Below are 13,544 nucleotides of genomic sequence, written 5' to 3'. Positions count from 1 at the left end.
TCCCTGGCACGCGATTAATGCAGCGACGGTTTGGCGGCTGGCGGCACGTCGGTTTTCTTGGTTTCCGAGAACAGCAACAGAGGCGCGACGCGCAGGTACTCCATGACTTCCATGTAATCGGTTTCGCCGTCTTCGGATTCTTCCAGTGCATCTTGCACCTGGGAAATGGCGGCCAGATCCTGCAACACTTCGGTGGCTTCAGTGCTGAGCATGCTGCTGTCGCGGCAGTTCAGGCCGAAACCGCTGAGGAAGCCCTGGCACCACTCGCCCAGTGCCGCGGCGCGGTCAGCCAGCGGTGCGTCATCGGTCGGCAGCAGCAGGACAACGGTGACGTCGTCGCCGGTCAGCTCGCCTTTGACCATCTCTTGCAGGCCGATCAGGGCGTTGCGGACGTTGTCCTGGATGTCGCCTTCGAGCAGTTCGGCGGCGTCGATCAACCAGCCTTCGTTATCGAAGCCGGCACCGGCGCAGCTGCGTCCGAGCAGCACGCCATGCAGTTCGGCAGGCGAGACGTTGTGGCCGCTGGAGGTCAGCAGGGTGGCAAAGGCTTGGTACGGGGAATTCGCAATGGTCATGGGCAGCTAGGCGCCAGACGGCGCTATGTCTAGAATGAAGGCCTTGTATCCTACATCGACAGACTCGCCAAGACTATTAAAGGCTGTCCGCCAGCTATCCCATCAGACAGACTCCGACCCAGTGGACACAATGGAAGACACCGACCTGCAAGCGCTGATGGCCAGACTCGAACTGCTGATTGGCCGAGTCGAGCAACTTAAGAGTCAAAATGCACTCTTACTAGCTCAGGAAAAGACCTGGCGCGAGGAACGCGCTCACCTCATTGAAAAAAACGAAATCGCCCGGCGTAAGGTCGAATCGATGATTTCGCGCCTCAAGGCCCTGGAGCAAGACTCATGAGTTCAAGCAATAGCGTCACCGTGCAGATACTCGATAAAGAATATTCGATCATCTGCCCGCAGGAAGAACGCAGCAATCTGGTCAGCGCCGCGCGCTACCTCGATGGCAAGATGCGCGAGATTCGCAGCAGCGGCAAAGTCATCGGCGCCGATCGCATCGCCGTGATGGCCGCGCTGAACATCACCCACGACCTCTTGCACAAAGAAGAGCGTCCGGATATCCAGGCCAGCGGTTCGACCCGTGAACAGGTGCGCGACTTGCTCGATCGTGTCGATCTGGTACTCGCCGACGATCAGACCAACACCAAGGGCTGATTCGACTGGCCGCTTGCGGTATACTCGCGGCACTCCCTGGGGTGCTTGCCAGTTGACGATGTCCCTGAGCCGATTCGCACTACCCTGGAAGTTGCACGTTGGGCTGGTGTGCATGTCCGCTAGACGGAAAGCCTTAAAGTCTACTGCATCTTCCACCTTGAACTTTCGGGTTCAAGGGCTAAGTTGACAGCGGTTCATCCGGGGAGCCTGATTCGAATCCGATGTCGGTGAAAACCGCCATCGGATTTTTTATGCGTACGTTTTCGTCCAACCTGCCGAAGCCGAACCATGACCGAACCCGCGCTGCTGCCCCGCCCGCAACTCCGCCGCCTGCTGCGCAAGGCGCGCCGCTCGCTGAGCAAAAGCGAGCAACGCCAGGCCGCCAAAGGCCTCTACCGGCAACTGGCGCAAGACCCGCACTTTCGCCGGGCCAAACACATCTCTCTGTATTTACCCACCGACGGTGAAATCGATCCGCGTCTGTTGCTGCGTGAAGCACAGCGTCGAGGCAAGGCGACTTACCTGCCGGTGCTGAGTGCCTGGCCGCGAACCAAGATGGTCTTCCAGCGCATTCGTCCCGGCGAGAAACTCAAACCCAATCGTTTCCGCATTCTAGAGCCACGGGCCAATCTGGCCCGGCAACGCAAAGTATGGACGCTGGATCTGGTGTTGTTGCCGTTGGTGGGGTTTGACGATGTCGGCGGGCGACTGGGCATGGGCGGCGGTTTTTACGATCGCAGCCTGGCGTATCTGGCGCGCCGTAAAAGCTGGCGCAAGCCAACGCTGCTGGGGCTGGCCCATGAGTGTCAGAAGGTCGAACGCTTGGCGCAAGCGAGTTGGGATGTGCCGTTACAAGGCACGGTCAGCGACAAGGCGTGGTATTTCGCGGGATAGGACGCCGCGCAGATCAGCGGCGTCGAAAGATCAGTTTCAGCGCTTGAAGGCTGTCGACTGTTGAACCTGTTGCGCAACTTCGATCGGTGCGTCGGCCTTGGTCGTCCACAGGCTCTGCGCGTAACCGGTGGTCACAACGCCCAAGCCAAACAAAATTACCAAAGTCCATAGTAAATCCGGTTTGCGTTTCATCGATTGCCCCCCTCAAGGCACATCATCACGATGACAGCAGCGGTTTCCGTTTGTAGGCCGTGCAGCAGCGTCAAGCTTTAAAGGCCGGCATTTTGCGGCAACGTGAACCGCTGCGCAAACGCTGACGTCAACCGACCGTCGGTTTGTCATAAAATTGCCCGACAACCTGCCCAATGACCGTTTCAGGAGCACACGACATGGCCTATTGGCTGATGAAATCCGAACCCGACGAACTCTCGATCAAAGGTCTGGAGAAGCTCGGCAAAGCGCGCTGGGACGGGGTTCGTAACTATCAGGCACGCAACTTTCTGCGGGCGATGGCGGTGGGGGATGAGTTCTTTTTCTACCATTCCAGCTGCCCGGAGCCGGGAATTGCCGGGATTGGCAAAATAATCGAAGCCGCGTACCCGGATCCCACCGCACTGGAGCCGGAAAGTCATTACTTCGATCCGAAGGCTACGCCGGAGAAGAATGCGTGGAGCGCGATTGACGTTGAGCACGTCGAGACGTTTGCGCGGGTGTTGAAGCTGGACTATCTGAAGCAGCAGACGGCGCTGGCCGAGATGCCGCTGGTGCAGAAGGGCTCGCGGTTGTCAGTGATGCCGGTTACACCCGAGCAGTGGGCGGCGGTGCTTGCGCTTAAACCCTGATTCATTTGGCGCCTGCCAAAATGCAATCGCTGGCAAGCCAGCTCCCACAGGGATTTTCAGTGAACACATAATTTGTGACCACCCGAAAAACCTGTGGGAGCTGGCTTGCCAGCGATGGGGCCCGCCCGGACAACGGATGGCTTATTGAATGATCAGGTTGTTGAACAACAGGTCTTCAACCACCGGCTTGCCGGTTTCGTCATTCATCACTTGCTGCGTCTGCTTCAACGCTTCCTGACGCAGTTTTTCTTTGCCCTCGATGCTGCTCATCGCCTCGGTCGACTGCTGGGTAAACAACGCCACCAGTTGATTACGGATCAGCGGCTCGTTGGCCTTGACCAGTTTGGTCGCTTCCTCGCCCGTCACACGCAACGCCACGTCAGCCTTGTAGACCTTGAGCTTCGGCGTGCCGTCCAGCCCGTAGTTGCCCACAAACGGCGGGCTCAGGGTGATGTAGTTGACCTTCGGCGCTTCGCCTTCTTTGGCCTCTTCGGCCAGCGCTGCCACAGGCAGAGACAGGGCCAGCAACAACATGATCCACGCTTTCACAATTCGCTCCTTATCCGGTTTGCGGCCTAGCATAACGACCCGCCGCGCAAGCACAAGCTTATGGCTGACTATCAGGGTCGGGCATGCTCGTTGACCCGTTGACTGACACACCTACACTTATCGGCCATCACTCCCAAAGGAATAGCCCTGATGAAAGCCGTGCTGTGCAAAGCCTTCGGCCCTGCCGAATCGCTGGTGCTGGAAGAGGTCGCCAGCCCCGCCCCGAAGAAGAATGAAATCCTGCTGGACGTGCACGCCGCCGGGGTCAACTTCCCGGACACGCTGATCATCGAGGGCAAATACCAATTCAAGCCGCCCTTCCCGTTCTCGCCGGGTGGCGAAGCGGCAGGCGTGGTTCGCGAAGTAGGCGAAAAGGTCAGCCACCTCAAGGTCGGCGACCGCGTCATGGCTCTGACCGGCTGGGGCAGTTTCGCTGAACAGGTCGCGGTGCCGGGCTATAACGTCCTGCCGATTCCGCCGTCGATGGACTTCAACATTGCCGCCGCATTCAGCATGACCTACGGCACTTCGATGCATGCGCTCAAGCAACGCGCCAACCTGCAACCGGGCGAAACCCTGCTGGTGCTCGGTGCATCCGGCGGTGTCGGCCTGGCTGCCGTGGAAATCGGCAAAGCCATGGGCGCCCGCGTCATCGCCGCCGCCAGCAGCGCCGAGAAACTCGCGGTGGCCAAGGCTGCCGGCGCTGATGAACTGATCAACTACAGCGAAGCCAGCCTCAAGGATGAAATCAAGCGCCTGACCGATGGCCAGGGCGCCGACGTGATTTACGATCCAGTCGGCGGCGATCTGTTCGATCAAGCCATCCGCGCCATCGCCTGGAACGGCCGCCTACTGGTGGTCGGCTTCGCCAGCGGGCGCATCCCCGAGCTGCCGGTCAACCTCGCGTTGCTGAAGGGCGCGGCGGTGCTTGGCGTGTTCTGGGGTTCCTTCGCCCAACGCCAGCCGCAGGACAACGCGGCGAACTTTCAACAATTGTTCGGCTGGTTCGCCGAGGGCAAGTTGAAGCCGCTGGTGTCGCAGGTGTATCCGCTGAGCAATGCGGCGCAGGCGATTAATGATCTTGGGCAGCGCAAGGCTGTGGGCAAGGTTGTGGTGCAGGTGCGCTGAGACGGAAGCCTCCCGAGGCCAGAACCGCAGGCGGTTCCGGCCTTTTTATATCTCGGGGAAGTGACCGCATATTTATTGAATCATTTGGCGGTAACTATATACCGCACTCACTTTATTAAATCACGATAGTTTCCTGCCATACAGACAAGGAGTAACTGTATGAGCAACCAAGACTGGACACCTGGAAAACTAACGATCCACACCCCCATTGTCATTTCTGACAGAGAGCAAAACTTTAACGGCATGGAAGGCGGCGGCTATGGTGGCGCGAGGCCGGGATATAGATTAAACGCTGCAACCGCACAGCAAACACTTAAGGTCCGAACCACGTTAGATAGCGAATATCATCAAAAACTTCTTGAAACTCCAGCCACGACAAACTCCGAACTTATCAATAACGGAGTGACGAGTACTGAAGCCGACCCGCCGTCTGACCTTCCCACTATTGAGCGTGAGAAGAACACTCTAACCCGGATGATTCAACTGAAAAACGAGAGCCTGCAACGCAACCTCGTTCAAGCCAACAACTTCTATGGCAGTGATCCCCACAATAAATCGACCCAAGAATATATAAACACATTCAACACGCACTTAATTGGAAACGAGAAGGCCCCTGGCGAAGTCCACAGGCAGTGGAAAAAATCATACACCGCCGGCTATTCGGTCAGACTGTATGCCGAGTCTATTCGCATTCTTACCCACCGCTCTCTACAGCTTGATGCCTCTTACGCCGCTGTGCAGGCTCGACAACATGCGGCGCAGCAAGCGGCAGTTCAACAGGCCGCAACGGCACGATCGGCGGCTGAACAAGCAGCGCGTGCGGAGGCGGCGCGTGCGGCTGCCGAACAAGCAGCACAGGAGCAAACCAGGCATCGTGAAGCAGAGAAGCTTTTTAAAGAGCAGAGAGCACACAGGGCCGCGTCTGAAGTTGCGGACCGGTTCGATGCTTTACTTAGCCAGCTAAGGGCACATCAGCCAGAAAACTTAAGCGAAAAAATTCGGTGGATAAAGGACAACCATCAAAAGCTGTACGCGGCACATGTCGAAGCATCAAAAGCCGAGCGCGCATTCAAAGACTTCTACAACTTTCAAAGACGGAAAAGACGCTGGAGAGCGATTAAGGACATACAAAAAGAAATCAGCGGGCTAACACGCCAGATCAAGGCCGATGCAAAGACAGAGATGCCCACGATCACTGGGGCGATTGCATCCGTCCGCCCCTTGGTGATCAGCTCTGACGGAATGATCGCGGGGTTTGAAGGTTCGCCATTTTCGTTAGGTAAGGCTGTCGATACTCTCGGAGCCCTACGCGGGGCGTTGTCCGGTGGGCCCGTCATTACGTTTCTTGCCTCGGTGTTTTATACGCCGACACTGGGAAACGGCGAACTGCAGCGCAATCCTTTGCTTCTGACTATCCCCGTCTCGCTACTAGTCCAAAACGATGAAGGTGTAACAGTTCCTGGCCCGGTTGATGCGAACTGGCTCCCTTTCCGCGTCGTGTCATCGGTTCAGGGAGAGCACACACGATTCTTTTTACGCTCATCCGAGCCAAGTCAATCGATCAGAGTCAGACAAGCGAAGTTTAATCGCGCAGACAATCTTTACACCTTCACGACCGAAGGCTCATTCCCGATAACGCTGACCTGGACACCCAAAGCGCCTCCCGGAGACGACATCCCCGCCACAACCGAATTACCCGCAACCGATCCTGGAACCAGAATTTATCCGGGAGCCCGCGTTACGCCAATTGAAGGTCGGCTGGACGAGCTCCCTGCCTGTGAAATAGCCGACCCGGATGACTACATCCTGACGTTTCCCATCGCGTCGGGGATCGAATCAATCTACATGATGGCCACTCGCAGCGGCCCGCGCTATGAACCAGGCACGGCTACAGGCAGGGGGCAAGAGGTCGGCGAAAATTGGTTGGGTGGCGCGACACTATCAAGTGGCTCCCCTGTCCCCGCACAGATTGCGGATAAATTACGTGGTCAGGATTTCAGGAATTTTGACAGATTCAGGGAAAAATTTTGGAGGGCGATTGCATCGGATAGCTCGCTGAGCCAGCAGTTTGGTAACGTTGATCTTGAAGAGATGCGAAGTGGCGCAGCACCTTTTACCGATCTAAATGACAATGTCGGTGGCAGAGAAAAATATGAGATACATCATAAGCAAAAAATTGCTGACGAAGGCGCGGTGTATGATGTGGACAACTTGACTGTCCTGACCCCAAAAGCACATATAGAACTGCACAAAAGTGGTATACAACAATGATCCTTAAAGACAAGCTGGAAGATTATACGGAAGCCGAATTTCTAGCCTTCTTAGAAGGCTTTTATAAAAACACGACCGGGCTGTCAGGTGATGCGTATAGCGTTTACTCATCTGAGCGTATGCGACACTTTGAGAAAATAACTGAACACCCTCGTCAGCGCATGGTTCTAACTCGCCCAATAAATGGCCGAGAAGATAGTCCAAGGGGCGCACTGGAAGAAATCAAAGAATGGCGTAAAGCAAACGGCAAGCCCGGCTTCAAAGCTGAATAAGTCATAAGCCAGACAGTGCCGCACCCACAGCTACTCTGTCTGGCTTTTTTTCTAAAGCAGTTGGCGAATCTCCTCGGGCAACAGACTCATACACCGACTATTCGGGCTATGTCCACAGCGATTGATAATGTCGGGGACACGCTCATGCAGTTTGGCAATCAGGCTCAGTCGGCGTTCGTCCGAAAGCTGGGCGGTATAAACCACACTTGATAAATAGGCCCGTGTGTAATAAAAAACCGGCAAGTCCACCCAGGAAGAGGCCGGACGACGAATGGCATATTGGTGGAGATCAATACATCGCAATTTACGTAGCCATTGGTTCGCGTGAATAGGTGAATCAAGATCGAGTCGAAAAACCATGGGGAGAGTGACTTCCAGCTCTGCAGGCTGACTTGCTTCTACCGTCCACGGCCTGAATCGCCATTGCTGCAGGGCGTCAGTGGCCGCCTCGGAAAAATCAGGATGTTTGCTTTCCAAAATACTGATTTTACTGACAGAGCCATTTGCGTTGGCGGTGAAACGGACCCGAACATCTCCCATGACTCCCGCCTTGGCAAGCGCTCGAGGATAAACCGGATCTGGATTATTTTCGGGGATCAAGAGCACATCTGCTGCTCCTGCGACACCCACAAACGCCAGTAAAGACAAAGCAAAAAACCACCGCAAGATCCACCCCCCTTCAGACTCAAATGCCGAATCCGGCAACCGCTCAAAGGTTACGGAACAATGGTTTTTACCTGAATGGCGCAGCTTCGCCTTTGGCTGCAGGACATTTCCTAAACCGTGATGGTAAAACGGGCGCAAACACTGCGCGAAGGGTTTCAGGTAACTTTTCTGACGGACGCTTAGCCACCACTGGCGCCCGCAGCAGCATCCGGCATCAGATGCTCCTGAACCTTCTCGCTTCGCGATTCAACCAACTGCCCCTTGTCGTCGAAGCGCAAAACAATCAGCCAGTCAAAAACATCCACCGGCCATTTCGGCTGGCCGATCAATGCCGGGCCGTTGCCGCCGAATGCGGCGATGAGTTTGTTGATGTGGCCGTGGTGCCAGGCGATCAGCACGGTTTTCGCCTGATTATCCTTGCGCAGCAGACTGACCAGTTTGTCGACGTCGTTGTTGGCGAAGGGTTGTTCGATCGGCAGTTGCAGGCGCTGGGACAGTGGAATCAGCGTTTGCCGTGGGCGGATGCTTTGCGGGCTGTCGGCGGTGGCGATCAGCCGTTGCGGGGTGAGTGTTCCGTCGTCCAGTTTCAGCGGGGCGAAATAGTCGGCGTAGGCGGCGGCGCGTTGTTGGCCTTGGGCGTTGAGCTCTCGGCCCACGTCCGGTTTTTCCGCATGGCGGACGATCAGTACTGTGGTGTTGCGCAGCCCCGATGCGCCAGAACCGTGGGCGAAACTCAGCGCCAGCACCGAAACGGTGACGACGGCCACCATCAGCAACCTCGGCAATAACCTGCGCACATTCGGAGCCATCGTTTATCTCTGCGATCAGTCATTCACTGAGCGCGAGTCTAAGACACAACCTTCGCAGAGCGACAAAAACGCCCCGTTCTTACAGCTAAGCGACAGGTTCGTAAAAGAACACGCGACTTCCAACATTTTCCGCTATTTGGTCGATGCGAACCGGTGCTATTTTCGGTAACGAAACTGTAACATTCGCATCCGCAGTCAAAACAAGAAATTTGGAGCTCTTGAATGTTTGCTTTCTTTCGACCTGCCGCACATCAGGCTCCATTGCCTGAAGAAAAAATAGACAGCACGTACCGACGCCTGCGCTGGCAGATCTTCGCCGGTATCTTCTTTGGTTACGCGGGTTACTACCTGCTGCGCAAAAACTTCTCGCTGGCCATGCCGTACTTGATCGACGAAGGCTACAGCCGTGGCGATCTGGGTCTGGCGATGTCGGCAATTGCCATCGCATATGGCTTGTCGAAATTCCTCATGGGCCTGGTGTCCGACCGTTCCAATCCACGCTTCTTCCTGCCGTTCGGCCTGTTGGTTTCGGCGGGCGTCATGTTCGTGTTCGGTTTCGCGCCTTGGGCAACGTCCAGCGTGACCATGATGTTCATTCTGCTGTTCATCAACGGCTGGGCTCAGGGCATGGGCTGGCCGCCAAGTGGCCGGACCATGGTGCACTGGTGGTCGCAGAAGGAACGCGGCGGCGTGGTTTCCGTGTGGAACGTGGCGCATAACGTCGGCGGCGGCCTGATCGGCCCGCTGTTCCTGCTCGGCATGGGCCTGTTCAACGACTGGCACGCGGCGTTCTACGTACCGGCAGCGGTAGCGCTGGGCGTGGCGGTGTTCGCCTTCATCACCATGCGCGACACCCCGCAATCGGTCGGCCTGCCGCCGATCGAGAAATACAAGAACGATTACCCGGAAGGCTACGATGCCAGCCACGAAGACGAATTCAGTGCGAAAGAGATCTTCGTCAAATACGTGCTGCGCAACAAAATGCTCTGGTACATCGCCATGGCCAACGTCTTCGTCTACCTGCTGCGCTACGGCGTGCTGGACTGGGCGCCGACGTACCTGAAGGAAGCCAAAGGCTTCACCGTCGATAAAACCTCGTGGGCGTACTTCTTCTACGAGTGGGCGGGTATTCCGGGCACGCTGCTGTGCGGCTGGATGTCGGACAAGATCTTCCGGGGCAACCGCGGCCTGACCGGCATGGTGTTCATGGCACTGGTGACTGTCGCGACGCTGGTTTACTGGCTGAACCCGGCCGGCAACCCGACCGTCGACATGATCGCGCTGTTCTCGATCGGCTTCCTGATCTACGGCCCGGTGATGCTGATCGGTCTGCAGGCGCTGGAGCTGGCACCGAAGAAAGCCGCTGGCACCGCTGCGGGCTTCACCGGTCTGTTCGGTTATCTGGGTGGTTCAGTCGCGGCGAGTGCAGCGATGGGCTACACCGTTGACCATTTCGGCTGGGACGGTGGTTTTGTCCTGTTGGTAGGCGCTTGCCTGCTGTCGATGGCCTTCCTGGCCCCGACGCTGTGGCACAAGCAAGTCGCCAGTCAGAGTCGTGAAGCGGTCGCTTGATCGCACTGTGACTGACAGCGCTTGAGCCGCGCCTCCAGATTGCGGTCTGGCATGGCGTGGCTGCGCAGGGCGTGTGCGGTCTGCTCGACATAATCGCGAGTGGTACCGTAACGCCCGCTGGCGCTTTCGAACACCTGGCTCAGCACGTGATCCGGCAAGTTGCCGGCATAGCTGGGCAGGTGTCGCTCCAATACAAATCCCAAGGCCTGCACCTGGCTACCGTCGGCAAGACGGCAGTTGAGCCAGTGTGGCCGATAGGATGGCACCGGCATCTCGCGTTTCCATAGCGCATACAGCGCCGCATCGAGATTGTCTTCCGGCAAGCGATAGGCGAAGCCGCTGCACGAACCGCCACGATCCAGACCAAACACCAGACCCGGCATTTCCGGCGTACCGCGGTGCTCGTGCGACCACAGGTACAAGCCGCGATGGTAGCCATGCACGCGTCCGCGCACCCGCTCCACCGCCGAACATTCCGGCCGCCAGATCAGCGAACCGTAGGCGAACAGCCACACCGGCCCGCCCTTGTGGCGCGCCATGGTCGATTGCATGGAAGCGAGAAGTTGTTCGTGCGTCAGCTGCGGCCCAAGATCGAGCCGCGGAGGGTAATTCAGATTCAGAAAAGCGTTTTCAATGGCGCTCATGGCGAATAGCGTTCAGCTCCCCGCGGGTAAAGAATTACTTAATAGAACGCACCGCTGTAACAATAAGGCACATATGTTTTAAGGCAATTTGAGTGCCATGGCACAGTTCTTAATTGATTGCCTCATTGATATATAACCTAGCGGTATTTATGCAATTACATAAATACCGATCGGCTATATAGAGAGTTATAACGACTCAAGAGCGCGGCTCAAGAGCGCGGCGCGTAGGCGAACACGTCGGCACGCATTTGATGGGCGTCCATCCCGGCTTCGACCAAGGCGTCGAGGGTGCCGTAGACCATGGCCGGTGAGCCGCTGGCGTAGACGTGCAGCGGTTTCAGATCGGGAAAGTCTTCGCAGACTGCTTCGTGCAGCATGCCGCAGCGCCCTTCCCAACCGCATTGATCGCTGACGACTTTGTGCAGGAACAGGTTGGGTAACTTCAGCCATTCGTCCCAATGTTCGATTTCATAGAAATCTTCTGGACGACGCACGCCCCAGTACAGATGTACCGGGTGTTTGAAGCCGTTGGCGCGGCAGTGCTCGATCAGCGCGTGAATCTGGCCCATGCCGGTGCCAGCAGCGACCAGCACCAGCGGCCCGTCGGGCAGTTCCGCCAGGTGCGTGTCGCCGAACGGCAGCTGGACGCGCACCATCGGATTGCGTTGCAGCTGTTCGATCAGGCTCAGTGCACTGGCTTCGCGCGCCAGCACATGGATTTCCAGATCACGCCCGCCATGCGGCGCCGAGGCCATGGAGAACGCCGATTTCTCGCCGTTCTCGCGCTCGATCATCAGGTACTGCCCGGCGTGATAACGCGGCGGTTTGCCTGCCGGCGCACGCAGACGCACGCGCCAGGTGTCGCCGCCGACGTCCCGGCATTCGATGACCTGACACGACAGGCTGCGCACCGGCAGTTCTCCCAATGCAAGCACGCCATCCCACAGCAGAATGCAGTCTTCCAGCGGCTCGGCTATGCAAGTGTAGAACTCGCCATGATCGTGCACCTTGCCATCCTGCGCGACGCGCCCTTCCACCAGCAGCGCCGCACACACGTGACAATTGCCGTTGCGGCAGCTTTGCGGGCATTCGTAGCCCAGGCGCCGCGCACCATCGAGAATTCGCTCACCGGGCCGTATCTCAAGCACCGCTCCGGAGGGCTGCAGGGTTACACGCATCAATCTATTCCTAATTGATTCCAGATGGCATCGATCCGTTGGGTAACGGCGTCGTCCTTGACAATCACACGGCCCCACTCGCGAGTGGTTTCGCCCGGCCACTTGTGGGTGGCATCGAGGCCCATCTTCGAACCCAGGCCAGAGATCGGCGAGGCGAAATCGAGATAGTCGATCGGCGTGTTATCGATCATCACCGTGTCGCGCTTGGGGTCCATGCGCGTGGTGATCGCCCAGATCACATCATTCCAGTCCCGGGCATTGATATCGTCGTCAGTGACGATAACGAATTTGGTGTACATGAACTGTCGCAAAAACGACCAGACACCGAGCATCACGCGCTTGGCGTGCCCCGGGTACGACTTCTTCATGGTCACGATGGCCATGCGATACGAGCAGCCTTCCGGCGGCAGGTAGAAATCGGTGATCTCCGGGAACTGCTTCTGCAGGATCGGCACGAACACTTCGTTCAGCGCCACACCGAGGATCGCCGGCTCATCCGGCGGCCGGCCGGTGTAGGTGCTGTGGTAGATCGGTTTGATCCGGTGGGTGATGCGCTCGACGGTGAACACCGGGAAGCTGTCGACTTCGTTGTAGTAACCGGTGTGGTCGCCATACGGGCCTTCATCGGCCATCTCGCCCGGATGAATCACGCCTTCAAGGATGATTTCGGCGGTGGCCGGCACTTGCAGGTCGTTGCCACGGCACTTGACCAGTTCGGTGCGGTTACCGCGTAGCAGACCGGCGAAAGCGTACTCGGAGAGGCTGTCCGGCACTGGTGTCACGGCGCCGAGGATAGTTGCCGGATCCGCGCCGAGGGCCACGGACACCGGGAACGGCTGGCCCGGATGCTTCTCGCACCACTCGCGGAAGTCGAGCGCACCGCCACGGTGGCTGAGCCAGCGCATGATCACCTTGTTGCGGCCGATCACTTGCTGACGGTAGATACCGAGGTTCTGGCGCTCTTTATTCGGGCCTTTGGTGACGGTCAGGCCCCAGGTGATCAGCGGGCCGACATCGCCCGGCCAGCAGGTCTGCACGGGCAGCATCGCCAGGTCGACATCGTCGCCTTCGATAACCACTTCCTGGCACACCGCGTCTTTGACGACTTTTGGCGCCATCGAGATGATCTTGCGGAAGATCGGCAGCTTCGACCACGCGTCTTTCAAGCCCTTCGGTGGCTCCGGCTCCTTGAGGAAGGCCAGCAACTTGCCGATTTCACGCAGCTCGCTGACCGACTCGGCGCCCATGCCCATGGCCACCCGCTCGGGCGTGCCGAACAGGTTGCCGAGCACCGGAATGTCGTAGCCTGTGGGCTTTTCGAACAGCAGCGCCGGGCCCTTGGCCCGCAGCGTGCGGTCACACACCTCAGTCATCTCCAGCACCGGCGAGACGGGAATCTGGATGCGTTTCAACTCTCCGCGCTGCTCAAGCTGCTGCACGAAATCCCGAAGATCCTTGAATTTCATTGACGATGGCACCCTCAAAATAGG

16 protein-coding genes and 1 other RNA gene are annotated in these 13,544 nt (G+C 57.7%); 9 read left to right on the top strand and 8 right to left on the bottom strand.

The genetic code is table 11. From position 1 onward, the window contains the following. Positions 1-14: 14 nt before the first annotated feature. Complete coding sequence (locus ACZZ0B_RS27895; protein ID WP_016985920.1) at positions 15-575, bottom strand: YecA/YgfB family protein; 561 nt, start codon at positions 573-575, stop codon at positions 15-17. A gap of 130 nt (positions 576-705) precedes the next feature. Here ACZZ0B_RS27895 and ACZZ0B_RS27890 point away from each other — a divergent pair, with 130 nt between their 5' ends. From ACZZ0B_RS27890 to ACZZ0B_RS27875, 4 genes are all read left to right on the top strand, one after another. Further along, positions 706-915 carry a TIGR02449 family protein gene (locus ACZZ0B_RS27890; RefSeq protein ID WP_007911197.1) on the top strand — a complete coding sequence of 70 codons (210 nt, stop codon included), beginning with the start codon at positions 706-708 and terminating at the stop codon, positions 913-915. Then, the gene (locus ACZZ0B_RS27885; RefSeq protein ID WP_008081434.1) at positions 912-1,229 is read left to right on the top strand and encodes a cell division protein ZapA; all 318 of its coding nucleotides are present in this window, start codon (positions 912-914) and stop codon (positions 1,227-1,229) included. Before ACZZ0B_RS27890 ends, ACZZ0B_RS27885 begins: the two co-directional genes overlap by 4 nt. Before the next feature lie 30 nt (positions 1,230-1,259). Then, a non-coding RNA gene (gene ssrS, locus ACZZ0B_RS27880) (6S RNA) lies at positions 1,260-1,438 on the top strand. Between the two features lie 79 nt (positions 1,439-1,517). Continuing rightward, positions 1,518-2,123, top strand: coding sequence for a 5-formyltetrahydrofolate cyclo-ligase (locus tag ACZZ0B_RS27875; protein WP_463546731.1), 606 nt, complete (start codon positions 1,518-1,520; stop codon positions 2,121-2,123). 36 nt (positions 2,124-2,159) lie between these two features. On the opposite strand, the gene ACZZ0B_RS27870 is transcribed toward ACZZ0B_RS27875, so the two are convergent. After that, the gene (locus tag ACZZ0B_RS27870) at positions 2,160-2,315 is read right to left on the bottom strand and encodes a hypothetical protein (protein WP_008081430.1); all 156 of its coding nucleotides are present in this window, start codon (positions 2,313-2,315) and stop codon (positions 2,160-2,162) included. 197 nt (positions 2,316-2,512) lie between these two features. Here ACZZ0B_RS27870 and ACZZ0B_RS27865 point away from each other — a divergent pair, with 197 nt between their 5' ends. Continuing rightward, positions 2,513-2,965, top strand: a complete 453-nt coding sequence (locus tag ACZZ0B_RS27865; protein WP_440096682.1) for an EVE domain-containing protein — start codon at positions 2,513-2,515, stop codon at positions 2,963-2,965. A 141-nt stretch (positions 2,966-3,106) separates the two neighbouring features. On the opposite strand, the gene ACZZ0B_RS27860 is transcribed toward ACZZ0B_RS27865, so the two are convergent. After that, positions 3,107-3,514 carry a flagellar basal body-associated protein FliL gene (locus ACZZ0B_RS27860; RefSeq protein ID WP_045123128.1) on the bottom strand — a complete coding sequence of 136 codons (408 nt, stop codon included), beginning with the start codon at positions 3,512-3,514 and terminating at the stop codon, positions 3,107-3,109. A gap of 150 nt (positions 3,515-3,664) precedes the next feature. On the opposite strand from ACZZ0B_RS27860, the gene ACZZ0B_RS27855 reads away from it, so the two are divergent. From ACZZ0B_RS27855 to ACZZ0B_RS27845, 3 genes are all read left to right on the top strand, one after another. Continuing rightward, positions 3,665-4,642 carry an NADPH:quinone oxidoreductase family protein gene (locus ACZZ0B_RS27855; RefSeq protein WP_008081424.1) on the top strand — a complete coding sequence of 326 codons (978 nt, stop codon included), beginning with the start codon at positions 3,665-3,667 and terminating at the stop codon, positions 4,640-4,642. A gap of 159 nt (positions 4,643-4,801) precedes the next feature. After that, positions 4,802-6,913: an S-type pyocin domain-containing protein gene (locus ACZZ0B_RS27850; protein WP_463546730.1), complete on the top strand. Its 2,112-nt coding sequence runs from the start codon at positions 4,802-4,804 to the stop codon at positions 6,911-6,913. After that, a complete protein-coding gene (locus tag ACZZ0B_RS27845) occupies positions 6,910-7,185 on the top strand; it encodes a bacteriocin immunity protein (protein WP_008081421.1) in 276 nt (91 codons plus the stop codon). Before ACZZ0B_RS27850 ends, ACZZ0B_RS27845 begins: the two co-directional genes overlap by 4 nt. Before the next feature lie 51 nt (positions 7,186-7,236). On the opposite strand, the gene ACZZ0B_RS27840 is transcribed toward ACZZ0B_RS27845, so the two are convergent. Both ACZZ0B_RS27840 and ACZZ0B_RS27835 read right to left on the bottom strand, forming a co-directional pair. Continuing rightward, the gene (locus tag ACZZ0B_RS27840) at positions 7,237-7,989 is read right to left on the bottom strand and encodes an energy transducer TonB (RefSeq protein ID WP_463546729.1); all 753 of its coding nucleotides are present in this window, start codon (positions 7,987-7,989) and stop codon (positions 7,237-7,239) included. 41 nt (positions 7,990-8,030) lie between these two features. After that, complete coding sequence (locus tag ACZZ0B_RS27835; protein ID WP_463546728.1) at positions 8,031-8,660, bottom strand: flagellar basal body-associated protein FliL; 630 nt, start codon at positions 8,658-8,660, stop codon at positions 8,031-8,033. Between the two features lie 222 nt (positions 8,661-8,882). Between ACZZ0B_RS27835 and glpT the strand changes: the two genes are divergently transcribed. Next, the gene (glpT, locus tag ACZZ0B_RS27830; RefSeq protein WP_201229148.1) at positions 8,883-10,232 is read left to right on the top strand and encodes a glycerol-3-phosphate transporter; all 1,350 of its coding nucleotides are present in this window, start codon (positions 8,883-8,885) and stop codon (positions 10,230-10,232) included. On the opposite strand, the gene ACZZ0B_RS27825 is transcribed toward glpT, so the two are convergent. From ACZZ0B_RS27825 to ubiD, 3 genes are all read right to left on the bottom strand, one after another. Beyond that, a complete protein-coding gene (locus tag ACZZ0B_RS27825) occupies positions 10,208-10,876 on the bottom strand; it encodes a gamma-glutamylcyclotransferase (protein WP_038359047.1) in 669 nt (222 codons plus the stop codon). The genes glpT and ACZZ0B_RS27825 overlap by 25 nt on opposite strands. 209 nt (positions 10,877-11,085) lie before the next feature. Continuing rightward, positions 11,086-12,054, bottom strand: coding sequence for a CDP-6-deoxy-delta-3,4-glucoseen reductase (locus tag ACZZ0B_RS27820; RefSeq protein WP_158832141.1), 969 nt, complete (start codon positions 12,052-12,054; stop codon positions 11,086-11,088). Beyond that, entirely contained in the window at positions 12,054-13,520 is a 1,467-nt protein-coding gene (gene ubiD, locus ACZZ0B_RS27815; protein ID WP_008081413.1) for a 4-hydroxy-3-polyprenylbenzoate decarboxylase, read from the bottom strand. The genes ACZZ0B_RS27820 and ubiD overlap by 1 nt, the downstream gene beginning before the upstream one ends. Between the last annotated feature and the right edge of the window lie 24 nt (positions 13,521-13,544).

The organism is Pseudomonas sp. AC247 (assembly GCF_979258015.1).
Note: the sequence above shows the minus strand (reverse complement) of the source record. Positions and strands in the feature narration are given on the sequence as shown.